General features: G+C 58.3%; 12 protein-coding genes. 6 read left to right on the forward strand and 6 right to left on the reverse strand.

The genetic code is table 11. The features are described from left to right. Nucleotides 1–2 precede the first annotated feature (2 nt). Nucleotides 3–2,735: a condensation domain-containing protein gene (locus tag GJV78_RS11185; RefSeq protein ID WP_230979119.1), complete on the forward strand. Its 2,733-nt coding sequence runs from the start codon at nt 3–5 to the stop codon at nt 2,733–2,735. An 18-nt stretch (nt 2,736–2,753) separates the two neighbouring features. Further along, nucleotides 2,754–3,917, forward strand: a complete 1,164-nt coding sequence (locus GJV78_RS11190) for a YncE family protein (protein ID WP_155108425.1) — start codon at nt 2,754–2,756, stop codon at nt 3,915–3,917. A gap of 8 nt (nt 3,918–3,925) precedes the next feature. On the opposite strand, the gene GJV78_RS11195 is transcribed toward GJV78_RS11190, so the two are convergent. Continuing rightward, nucleotides 3,926–4,750, reverse strand: coding sequence for a sugar phosphate isomerase/epimerase family protein (locus tag GJV78_RS11195; RefSeq protein ID WP_155108441.1), 825 nt, complete (start codon nt 4,748–4,750; stop codon nt 3,926–3,928). A gap of 621 nt (nt 4,751–5,371) precedes the next feature. Here GJV78_RS11195 and GJV78_RS11200 point away from each other — a divergent pair. From GJV78_RS11200 to GJV78_RS11215, 4 genes are all read left to right on the forward strand, one after another. Then, complete coding sequence (locus tag GJV78_RS11200) at nt 5,372–6,481, forward strand: AI-2E family transporter (RefSeq protein ID WP_155108426.1); 1,110 nt, start codon at nt 5,372–5,374, stop codon at nt 6,479–6,481. 317 nt (nt 6,482–6,798) lie between these two features. Then, nucleotides 6,799–7,527: a gluconate 2-dehydrogenase subunit 3 family protein gene (locus GJV78_RS11205; protein ID WP_155108427.1), complete on the forward strand. Its 729-nt coding sequence runs from the start codon at nt 6,799–6,801 to the stop codon at nt 7,525–7,527. A gap of 2 nt (nt 7,528–7,529) precedes the next feature. Next, complete coding sequence (locus GJV78_RS11210; RefSeq protein ID WP_155108428.1) at nt 7,530–9,305, forward strand: GMC family oxidoreductase; 1,776 nt, start codon at nt 7,530–7,532, stop codon at nt 9,303–9,305. Nucleotides 9,306–9,318: 13 nt separating this feature from the next. Continuing rightward, a complete protein-coding gene (locus tag GJV78_RS11215) occupies nt 9,319–10,644 on the forward strand; it encodes a c-type cytochrome (protein WP_155108429.1) in 1,326 nt (441 codons plus the stop codon). A 79-nt stretch (nt 10,645–10,723) separates the two neighbouring features. Here GJV78_RS11215 and GJV78_RS11220 read toward each other — a convergent pair whose 3' ends face one another. From GJV78_RS11220 to cbpA, 5 genes are all read right to left on the reverse strand, one after another. Next, the gene (locus tag GJV78_RS11220) at nt 10,724–11,383 is read right to left on the reverse strand and encodes a hypothetical protein (RefSeq protein ID WP_155108430.1); all 660 of its coding nucleotides are present in this window, start codon (nt 11,381–11,383) and stop codon (nt 10,724–10,726) included. A gap of 12 nt (nt 11,384–11,395) precedes the next feature. Then, a complete protein-coding gene (locus GJV78_RS11225; protein ID WP_155108431.1) occupies nt 11,396–12,286 on the reverse strand; it encodes a hypothetical protein in 891 nt (296 codons plus the stop codon). A gap of 709 nt (nt 12,287–12,995) precedes the next feature. After that, on the reverse strand, nt 12,996–14,069 hold the full coding sequence (locus GJV78_RS11230) for a 4Fe-4S binding protein (RefSeq protein ID WP_155108432.1): 1,074 nt from the start codon (nt 14,067–14,069) through the stop codon (nt 12,996–12,998). Between the two features lie 192 nt (nt 14,070–14,261). Next, on the reverse strand, nt 14,262–14,564 hold the full coding sequence (gene cbpM / locus GJV78_RS11235; protein WP_155108433.1) for a chaperone modulator CbpM: 303 nt from the start codon (nt 14,562–14,564) through the stop codon (nt 14,262–14,264). Next, nucleotides 14,561–15,463 (reverse strand): curved DNA-binding protein, encoded by a 903-nt coding sequence (gene cbpA / locus GJV78_RS11240; protein ID WP_155108434.1) that lies wholly within the window; start codon nt 15,461–15,463, stop codon nt 14,561–14,563. Before cbpA ends, cbpM begins: the two co-directional genes overlap by 4 nt. Nucleotides 15,464–16,564 lie beyond the last annotated feature (1,101 nt).

Below are 16,564 nucleotides of genomic sequence, written 5' to 3' on the forward strand. Positions count from 1 at the left end.
ATATGAATACCACGTTACATGGCGTTCCGGACGGGAGCGCGGAGGTCGTTGGCGAATTTGAAGAGCTGGTCTGGCTTGAACATCAGCAGCAGCGGCATGGCGAAGGGCAGCTTGCGCTGGCCTGGCGGCTGGGGGAGAGCGTGGACTATGGCCGGCTGGTCAACGCGCTGACCCAGGCGCTGGTCCGGCTGCCGGGCGCGAACCTACGCTATGAGTATGATGACGAGGCGGGGCTGCGGCGTCGGTCTGCGGCAGAAGCGCCGCCGACCGTTGCCATCCAGGCCGTCAGCCATCCCCGACAGGCGGTTGAACGTCTGCTGGAGGAAAAAGCGACGCCGCTCGATCTGGCCGCCGCGCCGCCGGTACGCTTCAGGCTGTTTGTGGCGGAGCGGGGCGGCGTGCTGGGCATGGTGATGCACCGCATCGCTCTGGCCTCCCTGAGCTGCCGGGCTATTCTGCAGGCCGTCAGCGCGCTCTATCACGGGCGGCCCTGCCCGCTCCACAGCGCGCCGCCGACGCCGCCGCGGGCGCTACCCCAGCCGGACGGCGGCGGCCTGCGGGCGCGCTTTATGCCCTTTCCCTGCGCTGACGCTCCTGAGGCGGGGCGTACGCTGCGCGCCCCGCTGCCCGCGTCGTCGGCGGAGGAGAGACATGCTCTGCTGGCGGCGCGCTTCGCCCACGCGCTGAGCGAGATAACCGGTAGCCCGCAGATCGCCCTCAGCCTTGCGGACGACAGCGGCGACGGCGCGCCCGTTGCGCTGGCGTGCGCCGGGCAAACGACTTCGGCGCTCTGCGCCCGTATCCGGCAGCATCTGCGCGGCGACGCGCCACTGCCCGCGGCGTCGCAAACCCAGGTGCCCCTGCGCGTGGTCTGGCGTGACGACGCCCATGCCGCCCTGCGGCTGGAGGCGGAGGAGGCGTCGCCGCTGCCGCTGCCGCCGGGCCATACCGTCTGGCCGCTGACGGTCGCGCTCTCGGCGGAACCTCTGGTGGAGATTGAGGTCGGCGCGCAGCTTGCCGGATGGGTCGGCGAGTGGCTGCTGGCGCGCGTCCTGCAGTGGGAGGAGACTGCCCCGCAGCCTGCGGCGGAGACCATAGCAAAGCCCGCGTCGGACGAGGTGCGGGAGCGTATCCTCGCGGCCTTTCGTGAAGCGCTGGCCGCGCCGGAGATGGGGGAGGACGATGACTTCTTCGACTTTGGCGGCCATTCGCTGATCGCCACGCGCATTATTGGTCGCCTGAAAAGCCTGCATCAGATCGAGCTTAATATTAACGATCTCTTCAGCTATCCCAGCGCGGCGGCGCTGGCATCGAAGGTTAATATGGCGGAGCCGCCTCCGGTGCCGGAACCGTGCGCATCGGTGGCCACGGCGGGCGCTCAGGCACCGCTGTCGCTGGCCCAGCAGTCGCTGTGGAAAATTTATCAGGCGCTGGGGTTCAGCGAAGCCTTCAATATTCCCTTTGCCCTGCGTTTTCTGGAACCCATCGATGAGGAGATTTTTCGCCAGGCCTTTGCCGATATCCTGCTGCGTCATCCCGCCCTGCGCACGCTGTTTGTCACCATTGCCGGTGAGATCTACCAGCAGGTGGTGCCGCCGGAAATGCTGTCCCGGTACGACTGGTTCAGCTTTTCGACCCGGTCCGCGGCGCTGCCGCTCAGGGAGGCGCTGGGCGACGAGGCGGGCCATCGCTTCCGGCTCGACGACGAACTGCCGGTGCGCATTACCTTTCTGCGCGACGAGGCCAACGGGCAGCAGGTGGTCTCGCTGCTGTTCCACCATATCGTTCTGGACGAGTGGTCGGTCAATATCCTGATGGACGAGCTGGCCCACGCGGTGAATCGCCGTTCGGCCGGGCGGGCACCGGAGTGGCGGCAGACGCCGGAGCCGTTTCACCTGTTCGCCCTGCGCCAGCGGGCGGCGGGGTTGAACGATAGCCACCTGCATTTCTGGCTGGAGCGTCTGCGCGGTGCCCCGGCCGCGACGCCGGTTCTGGCCCCCCGACAGGCGGATACGGAGACTTCGGACCCCGCCGGCGGCTGGACAGAGTTCAGGCTTGAGGCGGCGGTTTCCGAGGGACTTTATCGTCTGGCCAGACGGCGGGGCGCTTCGCTGTTCAACGTGGTGTACAGCGGTATCGCGGCGGCCCTGCACGGGCTGGGCGGTATGGAGGAGCTGACGATCGGCACCTCCGCCTCCGGGCGTAACGACGCGCGGTTCTTTGACACCATCGGCTACTTCACCACAGTGGTGGCGCACCGCGTTGATTTCCGCCGTACGGCGACCCTTAACGCGCTGATTGACGACGTAAAACAGCAGATTAACGCCTCGATGCCGTTTACCGATATTCCCATCGACCTGGTGGAAGAGGGGCTGTTCGGCCCGGCGGTCGCCCACGATCGCCATATGTTTGAAGTGTTTATTCAGATCCACGCCAAAAACAAGCTAAACGGCGCATTTATCCTGGGGGACGGGCGCGAAGTGCGCTTCCGCCAGATCGATCCGCAGAAAAGCGAATCGGTGCTGGGGCTGCAGTTTGAGGTCATGGAGGAAAATATTGCCGGCGAATCCTTTATCCGCGTGATGATGAGCTACCGCGCCGATCGCTACACCCCGGAGCAGGTCCGGCAGATTGTCGGGACGACCCATCGGGCGTTTGCCGCCATGGCCGACGTCGACGACGGGGCTGACGTGCCGCTCGCCGCGCTGTGCGCAGCGGCGGTAAATACGCAATAACAGCCACAGGAGAACGTGATGCAACAGGCAAATCTGCCGCAGATTAAGGACGCCGACGTCGAATGCATTTTTCCGGCCGCGACGGTGGTGGAGCTGGTCTACAGCGCTTCGCAGCGGGCGCTGTTCGTCAGCGCGCCCGACTGGCAGGATGAAATGCGCTCCAGGGTGCTGCGCATTAATCCGCAGACTCTTGCCGTCGAGGCGGAAATTCCGCTGACGGCGAAGGGCTTCGGCGTGGCGCTGGATGACCGGCGCGGATTTCTCTATCTCACGCAGGGTTTTAACGGCTCCGTGGCGGTAGTGGATATCGCCGCCAACCGGCTGGTCGCCACCATTCCGCTGATGGAGGAGGTGGTGCTTGAGACGCGCTACCGGCAGGAGGGGATCGGCGGCGAGCGGCTGGCCTTTTTGCTGCGGGAGCTTGAGCGCTTTGGCGTCAGCGAAGGCTATCCCTGGAAGCTACGCGAGCTGGCGTTTGACGCCCGGAGCGGACGGCTGTTCTTGCCCGGACTGGGGCTGGGGATCAACAGCGTGCTGTTTGTCGTCGATACCCGCCATCGGCGGCTGGAGAAGGTGATTCACGGCTTTGGCTACAACGTGGTGGGGATCGTGCTGGACGACGAGGGGCGACGGCTGTTTGTCTCCAATATGCAGGGGCAGCTGTTCGTGGTGGATCCGGACGCGCTGGCTATCGTCAGCCGTCGGGAGGTGGAGGTCGATCAGCTGCTGAACATGGTCTACGATCCGCAGCAGAGGCGGATCTTCGGCGTGGATCAGGGGATCGATCGCCGGGACTGGCGCAACAACCACCTTGAGCGCGAGTATGCGCCCCGCAGCGACGGCCATCAGGTCTTTGTGCTGGATGCCGACAGCGCCGAAGTGATCGCCCGGATGCCGACGGATGAGATCCCCATCGGCCTGCGCTGGGACGGCGACCGGCAGCGGCTGTATGTGGCTAACCGCAGGGGAATTCGCGTTGACAAGGGGGAGGGCACTCTGACCGTATTTGATACCCGGCGCTACGCTCTGCTGCAGAGGCTACCCCTGGCCCCGCACCCCAACAGCCTGGCGTTTGACGCCGATAAACGCCACCTGTTTGTGACGGTCAAGAACGATGAGACTCTGCTGAAGCAGGGGCTGCCGGAGTGCGTGGCGCGTATACGTCTGGCGGATGCACCCTGAGGCGTTCCTTAAGCGTGGCGGCGCAGGCAGCGCTTCAGGGCCGCCATCGCCCGCCCGGCCGTCTCGCCGGGGGGCCTGCGGTTGAGCGCATCATTAAACACCTCAAGCCCCAGCGGGCCGCGATACCCCTTCTCCGCCAGGTAATCCAGCAGCGTATCCAGCGGAAAGTTTCCCTCGCCCGGCAGCAGCCTGCGGTGGCGGGCGGTGTCAACCAACTGCTGTCGATCCGGCAGCGTCTGCAGGTCGGAAAGCTGCACCAGAAAAATTTTCTCCATCGGAATGCCCGCCAGATCGTCTACCGTGCGGCGAAGCACGAAGAGATGAAAGGCGTCCACCACCAGACCCAGGTTTGGCTCGTTGAGCTGCTGCACCAGCCCCCAGGCCGCCGCCGTATTGTTGATATGGCGGCTCCAGGCCATCGCCTCAAAGGCTATCCGGAGATCCCGCGCCGCCGCCTCACGCGCCAGCCAGCGCAGATCTTCCGCCTCGCGCCCGGCGACGCAGTGCGGATCGGTGGAGGCCGGGGCCAGCAGGGTATCCGCGCCCAGCGCCCGGGCCGTGTCCAGCATCTGTAGCGCCTCTGCGCGTTTGCTCGGGCGGATCGCGTCCGGCGCGCCGTCAAAATCCAGCAGCACCTGATAGTCGGTCAGCGACAGCGCGTTAGCCTGCAGCAGACGACGCACCCCGGTAACGCCTCCCGGAGCGCGCTCCACGTCCTGCTGCCAGAGCTCCAGCTGGCTGAACCCGGCTTCGGCCGCCGCGCGCACTTTTTCTTCCGGGGTTCCACCGGGCAGGACGGTATTCAGAAACAGAGCATTTTCGTTAAAGCGCATCATTTCTCCTTCTCTTCTGTCGGCGTTACCCCTTTGCTCCGGCGGCCGGCAGGGGACACAGCCTGACAGTGTAGCTGCGGTATCGCGTCCGGCCCGGCGGCGTCGCAACATTTTCAGAAAACCGGAAAGGGCTTTTGCTGGCAAGAGGCGGGGATAACCCCATAATAAACGCGCGTTCAGGCTGGTTACTTTTATAAGGAGTTTATATGAGCCACACTTTTCAGGCAGGTAATGCCACCGTCACGGTCAGCGAAACGGAAGAGGGCTGCGTAAACATTAAGGTTTGTTGCTGTAAGGCTGCGCCTGCCCCTGTCCCCAATCCTGTGCCGACCCCGACCCCGACTCCCACTTCGACTCCCACTTCAACTCCCACTTCAACTCCCACTCTGACTCCCACTCTGACTCCCACACCGGCTCCCATTGCCATCCCCACTCCACTCCCCACCGAAACGGGTTCTGCAACCCCGCCTCCATAAGGTTCGCGCGGCACTCACCGTGAACCGACGCCGCTGGCGATGTGCGTCATTTTCCGCCAGCGGGGCGCTTTCTTCCCGCGATGGCTGGTAAATTTCGCCGTTGGCCCTATAGTGCACAGAGGACAATTGTTAACGAGACCTATTGATGCGCTTTAACGGACTGACGAAAGGCTTTTTTATCTTTATTCTGGCCCTGGTCACCTGGGCCTTCTTTGACGTGCTGGCACCGTACTTTTCGGCGATTCTGTGGGCGACGATCCTGACCGTCATCTTCTATCCGGTGAAAAACCGGCTGCGTACGGCGCTGGGGGAGCGTAACGGCCTGGCCTCTTTGCTCACCCTTGGCCTTATTTGCCTGATCGTCTTTATCCCCCTGGCGCTGATCCTCTCTTCGCTGGCGGTCGAGATGAACGTGGTCTATGTCAAGCTGCAGCAGAACAACACCCGCTTTCCGGAGGTGGTGGCGAACCTGTTCGCTCACCTTCCCGACTGGGCGCAGACCTATCTGGTGGATCACCATCTCAACAGCGCGGCGCAGATCCAGCAGAAGCTCTCCGGCGTCGCCCTGAAAGGGGGGCGCTATCTGGCCGGCAGCGCCTTTCTGATCGGCAAGGGCACCTTTGGCTTTGCCGTTAACTTCGCGGTGATGCTCTATCTGCTCTTCTTCCTGCTGAAGGATGGCCCGTTCCTGGTGCGGCAGATCCTCGATGCCCTGCCGCTGTCGGAGCTGGTCAAACAGCACCTGTTCGCCAAGTTTGCGGCGGTTTCCCGCGCCACGGTGAAAGGCACCGTCGTCGTGGCGGTGGTGCAGGGCACCCTCGGCGGCATCGCCTTTTATATTGCGGGCGTTGACGGCAGCGTCCTGTGGGGGGCGCTGATGGCGTTTCTCTCCCTGGTACCCGCCGTCGGCTCCGCCATTGTCTGGGTGCCGGCGGCCGTCTATTTCTTCGCCACCGATCAGCTGTGGCAGGGCTGCTTTATCGTCGGGTTCTTTGTGATTGTCGTCGGCCTGGTGGATAACATTCTGCGGCCGGTACTGGTGGGGAAAGACACCAAAATGCCGGACTATTTGATTTTGATCACCACCCTTGGCGGCATGGAAATTTACGGCATCAACGGCTTTGTTATCGGTCCGCTGGTGGCGGCGCTGTTTATCGCCAGCTGGAATCTGCTCTCTGGCCGCGATCATGCGGGCAACGCTGAGGAGTTAGACGAAAAATTTATGGCGGAGGGCAAAGCGCCCCCGGATCTCTGACGCCGCGCCGGCGGCGGCGGCCGCCGGCTATAAGCTGATCTAAATCAAACATAATGCCTAATTTGTAAAAGAAATTTCGCGCCTGAAAACAGGCCCCGGCACGTTTTATCGTCCGCTAAATCAACGCGCTACGTGTCTTTTCCCTCCGCAATACCATGCTGTTATTCACATTTATTCATTCCAATACAACATTTCTCGCCACTTGTTTTAACAGGGAATTGCGCTAATTTTTACTTTAACTGACAAATATAGAAACTATTAGTCAGACAGCCATCAATTAGTTTTTCTTATCATTAAAGCAATAACAGGAATGTTCTATGAGTAAGAATGGCAATGAGAGCGTCCCCGCGCGCAGGCGCTTCCTGCAGCAAAGCCTGGCGTTAATTCCACTGGTCACCGTTGGCGGCAGCCTGTCCATAGCGGACGCCGCCGCGTCGGCTCCCGCTTCCGCCGAGGGTGTATCCGCCCACTACGTGCCGCGTTTTTTTAATAACGAAGAGTGGGCGTTTGTTCTGGCGGTCACCGATCGCTTAATTCCCGCTGATGAATATGGTCCCGGTGCGGTGAGCGAGGGCGTGCCGATATTTATCGATAAACAGATGGAGCTGCCGTACGGCCACGGCCAGCTGTGGTATATGCAGGGACCGTTTGCCGACGCCGTTCCCGAGCTGGGCTATCAGTCTCGCCTGACGCCGCGCGAATGCTGGCGGCGCGGTATTAAGGCGGTAAATCAGTGGTGCCAGCAGCAGCATCAGCACGTCTTCGCCGGGCTGTCCCACGCCGAACAGGAGGCGATTCTGCGCCAGCTGGAGAGCGGCGAGCTGACCTTTGACGACGTGCCGGGAAAACTCTTCTTCGCCCAGATGCTGGAAAACAGCAAAGAGGGCTATCTGGCCGATCCGCTGCACGGCGGTAACCAGACGATGGCCTCCTGGAAACTGATCGGCTTTCCCGGCGCGCGCGCGGACTATCCGCAGGTAATGGACCATCCCGGCAGGCCTTATCCGCTCGGTCCGGTGAGCGTATCCGGCAAGAGGAGCGTGTGATCATGGCGATTAAAAAAGATCCCGTTGACGTGGTAATCGTCGGTTTTGGCTGGACCGGTTCGCTGATGGCGATGGAGCTGGCGGACAGCGGCCTGAAGATTGTGGCCTTAGAGCGCGGTGAAGCGCGCGACACCTGGCCGGACTTTGCCTACCCGCGTATTGCCGATGAGTTGACCTACGGCATTCGCCTGAAGCTGTTTCAGAACGCGGCAAAAGAGACGATCACGATACGTCACGCCCAGGCCGATACCGCTTTGCCCTACCGCCGTTTCGGCTCGTTTTTGCCCGGCGACGGCGTCGGCGGTGCCGGGGTCCACTGGAACGGTATGCTGTGGCGTCCGCTGGAGGCGGATCTGAAAATGCGCAGCACGGTAATCGAGAAATATGGCGCGGATTTTATCCCCGCCGATATGACGGTGCAGGATTATCCGTTCACTTACCGGGAGATGGAGCCGTTTTTCGACAAGTTTGAGAAGATCTGCGGCACCGCCGGGCAGGCGGGCAACGTGCAGGGGCAGCTTCTGGAGGGCGGAAACCCCTTTGAGGCCGAACGGCAGAATCCCTATCCCACTAAAGCCCTGGAGCAGCAGTATTCCGGGAAGCTGTTCAGCCAGGCCAGCAAGGCGCTGGGCTATCATCCTTTTCCGGTTCCGGCCGCTAACTGCAGCGAACCCTTTACCAACCCTTACGGTGTCCAGCTGGGGGTGTGCAACTACTGCGGCTTTTGCGAGCGCTTCGGCTGTTTTAACTACTCGAAAGCGTCGCCCCAGTCCTGCGTGCTGCCCGCCCTGAAGCAGTACACTAATTTTGAGCTGCGTACCGAGTCGCACGTGCTGCGGGTCAACACCGACTCCACCGGCACAAAAGCGACCGGCGTGACCTATATCGACGCCAACGGCCAGGAGGTGGAGCAGCCGGCGGATCTGGTGGTGCTGAGCGCCTTCCAGCTGCACAACGTGCGCCTGCTGCTGCTGTCGAAAATCGGCAAGCCCTACGATCCCATCAGCGGAGAGGGGGTGGTGGGGCGCAACTACGCCTACCAGATGAACGGCGGTATTTCACTATTTTTCAATGAAGATCATACTTTCAACCCCTTCGCCGCCTCCGGGGCCACCGGCATGTTTATTGATGATTTCAACGCGGAAAACTTCGATCACAGCGGGCTGGGCTTTGTCGGCGGGGCGACGATTTCCGCCACCATCACCGGCGGCCGCCCCATCCAGCAGATGATTGCGCCGAAAGCGGCACCGAAGTGGGGGACCGGCTGGAAAAAGGCCATTAAAGAGAGCTACCTGCACACCATGAACGTCGGTTCGTCCGGATCGGTGATGCCCTATAAGCAGTGCTATCTTGACCTTGACCCCACCTATAAAGATCTGCACGGCCAGCCGCTGCTGCGCATGACCTTCGACTGGCAGCCTAACGAGCTGAAGATGACCCACTTTATCGGCACCAAAGCCGAGGAGATCGTCAGGCAGATTAATCCGCCGCACTATGAGATGGGCTTTAAGACGATGGAGGCCCATTACGACGTGCGGCCTTACCAGTCGACCCATACCACCGGCGGCGCGGTGATGGGCGATAACCCAAAAACCAGCGTGGTCAATAAATATATGCAGAGCTGGGACGTGCCTAACCTGTTTGTGCTGGGTGCCTGCTGCTTCCCGCAAAACCTGGCCTATAACCCGACGGGGATCGTGGGCGCCACGGCGCTGTTTGCCGCGCACGCCATCCGCACGCAGTATCTGGCTAATCCTGGCCCGCTGGTCCAGGCCTAAGGGAGCGATAACGATGATGATTCAATGGAAAACGCTGTTCCCGGTGCTGCCGCTGGCGCTGCTGGCCGCCTCCGTGCAGGCGGATACGGCCGATAAAGGGCAGCAGCTGGCCGCGGCGGGAGACTGTATCGCCTGTCATACCACCGCGGGGGGCAAACCCTACGCCGGCGGGCTGAAAATGTCCACCCCGGTGGGGGCCATTTACTCCACCAACATTACGCCGGATAAAGCTACCGGCATCGGCAGCTACAGCTACGACGACTTTGCCCGGGCGGTGCGCGGCGGGGTGGCGAAGGATGGACACAATCTCTATCCGGCCATGCCGTACCCGTCGTTTGCCAAAATCAGCGACGCGGATATGCATATTCTGTATGACTTCTTTATGCATCAGGTGCCGCCGGTAAACCAGGCCAACCGCGACAGCGATATTCCCTGGCCGCTGAATATGCGCTGGCCGCTCTCCCTGTGGAATCTGGCATTTCACGATGATGAGCCTTTCCGTGAGGAGGCGGGGCAGAGCGCCCAGTGGAACCGGGGGGCCTATCTGGTGCAGGGGCTGGCACACTGTGGAACCTGCCATACGCCGCGCGGCATCGGCTTCCAGGAGAAGGCGCTCGACCAGCGTGATGAGGCGTTCCTCACCGGCGGCACCCTGGAGGGCTGGCACGCCCCGGATCTCACCGGCAATGTTAAAAGCGGGCTGGGCCGCTGGTCACCCCAGGAGATCGCGCAGTTCCTGAAGACCGGGCAAACGGACACCACCGCGGCGTTTGGCTCTATGACGGACGTGGTGGCGCACAGCACCCAGCATCTGAGCGATGACGATCTGGCGGCGGTGGCGGTCTACCTGAAGTCGCTGAAGTCTTCCAATCCGCAGGCGGTGGCACCTTTGGCCGACCCTTCAACCGCACAGGCGCTGGTCAAAGGCGATCTCAGCCAGAGAGGAGCGCGGGAGTATATGGATAACTGCTCCTCCTGCCACCGGCTTGACGGCAAGGGCTACCGGAAAACCTTCCCGGCGCTGGCGCATAACTCTGCGGTATTGAGTGACGATCCCTCATCGCTGATAAGTGTGGTACTGCGCGGCGGCCAGATGGCGGTGACGAAAGAGGCACCGACCGGCCTGACCATGCCAGCCTTCGCCTGGCGGCTGGATGATAAACAGGTGGCGGATCTGCTGACCTTTGTGCGCTCCAGCTGGGGCAATCGCGCCCCGGAGGTTACGCCGGACGAAGTGAAAAAGCTGCGCGAATCCGTATCGACGGTGGAGCGTAAGGACCCGCAGAAAAATAATCAGGACGATCTGCGTAAGAGCCAGCAGGCGGCTTCTGAGCAGTGAGTTTACTGCCGCGCCCCTGAACCGGGCGCGGCATTCAGGGCTTTCTGACGCAGTTCAGGCGGATGCTGCCTGCGCGTTTTTACTGCGTTTCTTTTTCGATTCGGGACAGCAATTTAAACTGACCGTTTTCTATTTTATATTTTTCTTTTAAATAGATCTGCGATACCGGGTGTTTAATCAGACTATCCGGTTCACCATATTCACCGTCTTTGTATATATATTTGACGTAGTTATCGATATCTATAGTGTAATCAGGATGAATCACAAAATCGGAGAAGCGAACCATATCTTCATACTGAAAGTAACTACTAAGCAATAAAGCGTCCAGTAAATTACCCGTTGCGTCATAAATGCTTAGCTGAGCGTTCAGTAACGGTGTGTCAGCTTCACCGGTCTTATTGTAAATAATTAATTTACAAGCGTTATTTTCACAATTAAACTGCCCCAGCTCATAATAACGAACATTGCTTCCTGTATATTGAGAACCAAAGTTTTCTCCCTGGACGGGGATTTTTATTTCCTGTTGGTTAAAGTTTTTAGTCTGATTTTTATATTTTTCCGGTAGCGTTAACTCTGACTCGCCGCTATTGATTTTGTTCTTATAATAACTTAATAACGCTGTGGAGTTAACCGGTAATGTTAGCTGTTTATCCTTTTTAATTTCGCATCCGGCGCTGGTGAAGATAAGGCTATATAATAGTATTGCTTTTAAAAAAACAGAGGCTATTGTTTTAAACATGATTTACTCCCTTTAATCTGCCATGAGTTCTAATGTTGGGTTGTAGCTCTGAAGATGTATATGATGATGATGGTTTTTTAGATGGCCAATGTTTTTTAATATTGGTTTTTCTGTTTCGTCAGGGTGTTCTTTTTTCCATTCTGTGTACCATTCATCCCAGGCTTTCCCGGTCGAAGGACTGGTGGTGCTATCCCAGTATTTCCATGCTTTCACACTACCCCATCCAAACAGGATTAATGCATCAATAAATTTATTCTGCCTTTCAACATCTAAACCTTTCCAACCGCAAGGATCGCCTTTTTCATCATTTTTATTAAGATGAACTACACCTCCTGATTTATCTTTTCTTAAATAGCGTAAATCTAAATTTGTACCATTCTTGTGACTCTTGCTGGGAGCTGGTGACTCCCCTTTATCATTGCTGCCGCCGTTAAAAGTAAAGTCCGTATAACCAGTGTTTAACATTGCACCTAATAAAGAGGCGGTAGCAACGTCATTGGCATAGGGACGAACCGTGTTTATTGTCAGTTTAAATTTTATATCATCCTTTGAATACTCACTTATATTAGCACTTACATTAATAAGATAAACTTTGTTACCGCCTAATTTATCTTTATAATCGCTATAGGTGTTATCTGTCACAACAATATCATACGTGCCGATTTCATGTTCATTATGTGCCGTATCGTGATAGATATATTTTGCTTTGGTCCGTGCATTTTTTAGCGTTTCCTGCGTTTTTTCTGTTCCATTGCCAGTTTCATCTATTAATCTGTATTTTATTTTACCGTTGTGGTATATATGATATTCAACGGTAGCCTTTACGCGCGTAATTTTCTGTTGTTTTATATAATTATTATCTTTCGTTGTAGAGCCTACTGTTATTTTGGTAGCATCGTTCATTGGGTATTCCTCTGGAGCGTGATTTCAAATAATCAGGTCGGCTTTGATTTATTCTTGCGGGTAAAGGATGAAGCTGGCGACGGCGGCGGTCATGTCCATCAGCCCGCCCGGCTCCGGCGTAAAACGCACTCCTTTTAATGGCATAAATTCCTCCCTGAGATGTTACGGGAAAGAGAGGGGTACGCCTGTTTTCAGGCACGCTACCGCCGAAGTTTCCGGCATCCACCCTCTCCCGTAACCGAAGTGTAACCCTGTATTGCTGCTATTTTTTATGGTTTTGTTCTGAAAAAACAGCATCCTGCCCGTGAGGGCGGAATGCTGTGGATTCAGTCTTACGCTACCGGCGGCGGCCGGGATATGTCTCACTCGATTTTGCGGTGAGCCAGAGCTACGTTAACCAATACCTGTCTGCTTATAGCAATAACAAGAAACGGGCGCCCGGCCAGGCTGTGTCCCTTAACCGTTCGTGAGCGTCGCTGGAGGTCATTCAGGCCCGGAGCAAGGCGCGAGCCGTAAGGTCTGGCTATTCCAGATGCGCGGCGAGCAACGCGGCAGCGGGCCTGAATGGCCCCAGCCCTGCGGGACGCGAGCCAGAAGCGCGTACTCTGCGTTGTCGGGCTTGAACGTAGTTCACTACGTCCTGCGCCCTCCGCCTTGATTACGCGCTTCTGGCTCAGCGTCGACGCCACGCCCGGTTAAGGGACACAGCCTAGTGCCCAATCATTCTGGCGTCGGGGATCAGGCGGAACAGGATATGCTCCGGCACCGGGCTTTCCCAGACGCCGGCGTAGGCCGCGATGCCGATGGCGATAAACATGATCCCCGGCAGCAGCAGGGTCAGCGCAATGCCGGAAAGCGCGAAGGCGCGTTTTTTCGCCGCCGGCGGGCGCAGGGAGAAGGTCAGCGTTGAGACCACCGGGCAGGACTCAACGCAGGTCATGCAGCCGGTGCACTCCACGTTTCTGACCTGGATAAGACGATCGACCGGCAGCGAGGCCGGGCAGTTTTTGGCGCACTTTCCGCAGTCGATACAGCTCTCCACGCTGCGGCGAATTTTAAACGGCGAAAGCAGCGACAGCAGCCCCAGCAGCGCGCCGTAGGGGCACAGGTAGCGACACCAGGCGTGACGAACAAACAGGCTGACGAAGGTGATAAGGAGCAGGCTGACCAGGGTGGCGGTGCCCATATAGCGGAAAAAGTCGAGCATCCTGACGTCCATAACGATGCTGTACGCCGACATCATAAAGTACTGAATTCCCATAGCGGGGAACGACAGCGCGATATAAATAAAAAAGCCCAGCAGCAGATATTTCACGCCGCGCAGCGGGATATCCAGCCAGCGGGGAGGTAGAAAGTGGCGACCGGTCAGCTTTTTTCCGAGGGAGCCGAGCAGTTCCGACAGGGTGCCGATGGGGCACAGCCAGGAGCAGAACGACTTTTTAAACAGCAGGCTGATGAGCAGAAAGGCCGCCAGCAGCAGCATCGCGCCCGCGTGAAGCGGCGGCAGCTGGCCGGTTTCAAGGGTGTAGCGAAGGTTCATCAGCCCGGCGATGGGCAGCCAGCCCTCAATGCCGCCGGGGCGGGGGAAGTACGGCGTCGCGCCGGCAGTTTCGTAATAGCGGACCCAGAGCCAGAAGGCGACGCCGATATAAACATTGCCGGCCAGCATCAGCAGCTGCACCGCCTTCCGCCAGGTTAACGCATTGCGCCAGTCATTCCACGGCAGCTTCCCGCCGGTGGTTCCCGGACGACGCTGCCAGCGGGTTCGCCTGTTTTCTTTCATTGCCTTCTCATTCCTGGAAAAGTGGTATTGAAAATGCCACTATGCTACGGCGGACGTTGACGGCAGGAATTGATTTATATCGGCTTAATGGCCTGTCCAGAGATATATTAATGAACTCAGAGGCTTATTAACTCTAAAGACGTAGCCGGCCAGCGGATTTTTGCGGGGCGCGTGACGCCCCGGCTTTAACCGCTACGGATGAGAAATAAAGTGCGACAGGCGCTGGCGCAGCAGGCGGTTTTCCTGGCGCAGCTGGGCGTTATCCTCCAGCAGGGTCAGCGCCACGGCGATCCCCGGCCAGTCCAGCGCCAGCTGCTGGCGCAGGCGCAGGGCGCGCTGCACGATCGCCGCGGCGCGGTCGTCAAATTGCCAGCGCGGGGCGTCGGGGCGGGGTTCAACCACCCCCAGCCCGACAATCTCATTCAGCTCTTCTTCAGAAATACCGGTGTGCAGACAAAATTCGCTTACGGTAAAGGTGACGGTGACACGGGTCATGATGCGTTCTCCCACTCCTGACGTGGATCAAAGGCTTTGTGCGTCTCCGCCAGCTGTCGCCACAGGGCGGCGGTGGTGTCATCGGGCTTCGGCGGCATAACAATTTTTATGACCGCGTAGAGATCGCCGATCTGCTTTTTGCCCACCAGCCCTTTGCCCTTTACGCGCAGCCGCTGCCCGGCCTGGCTGCCCGGCGGAACGGTCAGCAGAATAGGATCCTGCAGCGTCGGGACGGCCACTTTCGCCCCCAGCGCCGCCTCCCAGGGGGCGAGCGGAACCACAATTTCCAGATCCTGGTTAACAACGGCAAACAGCGGATGCGGGGCGATATGGATCGTCAGCCACAGGTCGCCGTTCGGCCCGCCGCCGTCGCCCGGCGCGCCCTGGCCCTTCAGGCGAATGCGCTGTCCGTTGCCGACCCCCGCCGGGATCTTCACGTTCAGCGTTTTCGGGATTTCGCGCTCCACCATGCCAAAGGCGTTGTACACCGGCAGCCGGTAGCTGATGGTGCGGCGATGTTCAGCGAGGGTCTCTTCGAGGAAGACCGCCACCTCAATCTCAATATCCTGGCCACGGCGCGGCGCTGAACGTTGAGTCCGTCGGCCAAAGATTGACGAGAAAATATCCTCAAAATCTTCGCCGGGATGGCCCTCACCCTGGGGCTGCCGGAAATGCGGGTCGTTACGGTGCTGCCACAGGCTATCGTATTCGGCCCGCCGTTGCTCATCGCTCAACACCTCCCATGCCTCAGCCACCTCTTTAAAACGGGCTTCGGCATCGGGCTCTTTGCTGACGTCGGGGTGATATTTACGGGCCAGTCGGCGGTAGGCGGTCTTGATAGCTTTGAGATCGTCCGTCGGCTTCACGCCCATGATGGCGTAATAATCCTTAAGTTCCATAGCGTTCTCTCGCGTTAATCAATGAAGAGGGAGCCGGAAAAGGCGCTTCCATTAAGTGTAGGGTAAACCTTATGGATGGGGAGGTCTATGGCGTAAAGAGGGGCTGCCTGGCTTCCGGCCGGCTTAAGCATTTTTCCAGTCGAATTCTCCGGCAGCCCGCCGATATAGCATTCAGATTCGATTTTTGGTTAGTAATGAATATGACCAGGAAGAGCTATTTGGAAAATAAAATATTTTCATTATTTATTGATATTTTTTTGTGATGGAAAATATGTATGTGTGGTGAAATATTCTTATTTGTCTGTCGTGGGTGAATGAGGTATTTATAAGGCGAACGTGCTTTTTATATTAACTCTTTGCACGCGGAAGCTTTATTTTACGCTACCAGCGCTGACGAAAGCGTAAGTGTAGCACTATTATGTAAAGATGATTTCACCAGACTACAGGTAATAGTAACTATAACTACTAATTAAAGGCTTATACCCGTCATACTTCAAGCTGCATGTGTGTTGGCTTCGGGTTACTCGTCTCATCCATGAGACTCGCCCTGACGGGCCGCCGCTGCGCGGCGTTCAAATCTGCTCCAGGCAGATTTGTCGCTCACCCCGGTCACATAGTTCGCTATGCTCTCGGGGATTCGCTCGCTTGCCGCCTTCATGCAACTTGAATTATTTAGGGTATATACCCGTCATACTTCAAGTTGCATGTGCGTTGGCTTTATTCGGCCCAGGAGCTTCACCCTGAAGGGGCTCCTCCAGCGGCGTTCAGATAGGCTAAGCCGATTTGCCCTCGCTCACCCCAGTCACTTACTCCAGTAAGCTCCCGGGGATTAATGAGAGACATCCTGTGGCTGTTCAAAATGCGCTGCGTTTTGTCCTGCAGCTCGAATTATTTAGGGGATATATTTATCCTGAACAGGAGAAGAGAAAAATGAGTTCACCTGAAGGCTGTAAATTTTGCCGGCGCTACGGCCTGCCGGTTCTGCCCGTCCGTCCGGCGGTCATGGCTCAGGACGAGTTGCTGCCCCGGCTGCCTGAGAATATCAACGTACCGGTTCCCGCCCGCGGGGAGACGGCCTGGACGGCGAGGCTGCTCCGCCAG

This window comes from Intestinirhabdus alba (assembly GCF_009711095.1).
GTDB classification, from domain to species: domain Bacteria; phylum Pseudomonadota; class Gammaproteobacteria; order Enterobacterales; family Enterobacteriaceae; genus Intestinirhabdus; species Intestinirhabdus alba.

Excerpts from the sequence above, each read along its gene's own strand:
- GJV78_RS11225 (WP_155108431.1), bottom strand. The coding sequence starts at position 12,286 with ATGAACGATGCTACCAAAATAACAGTAGGCTCTACAACGAAAGATAAT.
- GJV78_RS11220 (WP_155108430.1), bottom strand. The coding sequence starts at position 11,383 with ATGTTTAAAACAATAGCCTCTGTTTTTTTAAAAGCAATACTATTATAT.
- GJV78_RS11205 (WP_155108427.1), top strand. The coding sequence starts at position 6,799 with ATGAGTAAGAATGGCAATGAGAGCGTCCCCGCGCGCAGGCGCTTCCTG.
- GJV78_RS11195 (WP_155108441.1), bottom strand. The coding sequence starts at position 4,750 with ATGCGCTTTAACGAAAATGCTCTGTTTCTGAATACCGTCCTGCCCGGT.
- GJV78_RS11230 (WP_155108432.1), bottom strand. The coding sequence starts at position 14,069 with ATGAAAGAAAACAGGCGAACCCGCTGGCAGCGTCGTCCGGGAACCACC.
- cbpA (WP_155108434.1), bottom strand. The coding sequence starts at position 15,463 with ATGGAACTTAAGGATTATTACGCCATCATGGGCGTGAAGCCGACGGAC.
- GJV78_RS11215 (WP_155108429.1), top strand. The coding sequence starts at position 9,319 with ATGATGATTCAATGGAAAACGCTGTTCCCGGTGCTGCCGCTGGCGCTG.
- GJV78_RS11185 (WP_230979119.1), top strand. The coding sequence starts at position 3 with ATGAATACCACGTTACATGGCGTTCCGGACGGGAGCGCGGAGGTCGTT.
- GJV78_RS11190 (WP_155108425.1), top strand. The coding sequence starts at position 2,754 with ATGCAACAGGCAAATCTGCCGCAGATTAAGGACGCCGACGTCGAATGC.
- cbpM (WP_155108433.1), bottom strand. The coding sequence starts at position 14,564 with ATGACCCGTGTCACCGTCACCTTTACCGTAAGCGAATTTTGTCTGCAC.
- GJV78_RS11200 (WP_155108426.1), top strand. The coding sequence starts at position 5,372 with ATGCGCTTTAACGGACTGACGAAAGGCTTTTTTATCTTTATTCTGGCC.
- GJV78_RS11210 (WP_155108428.1), top strand. The coding sequence starts at position 7,530 with ATGGCGATTAAAAAAGATCCCGTTGACGTGGTAATCGTCGGTTTTGGC.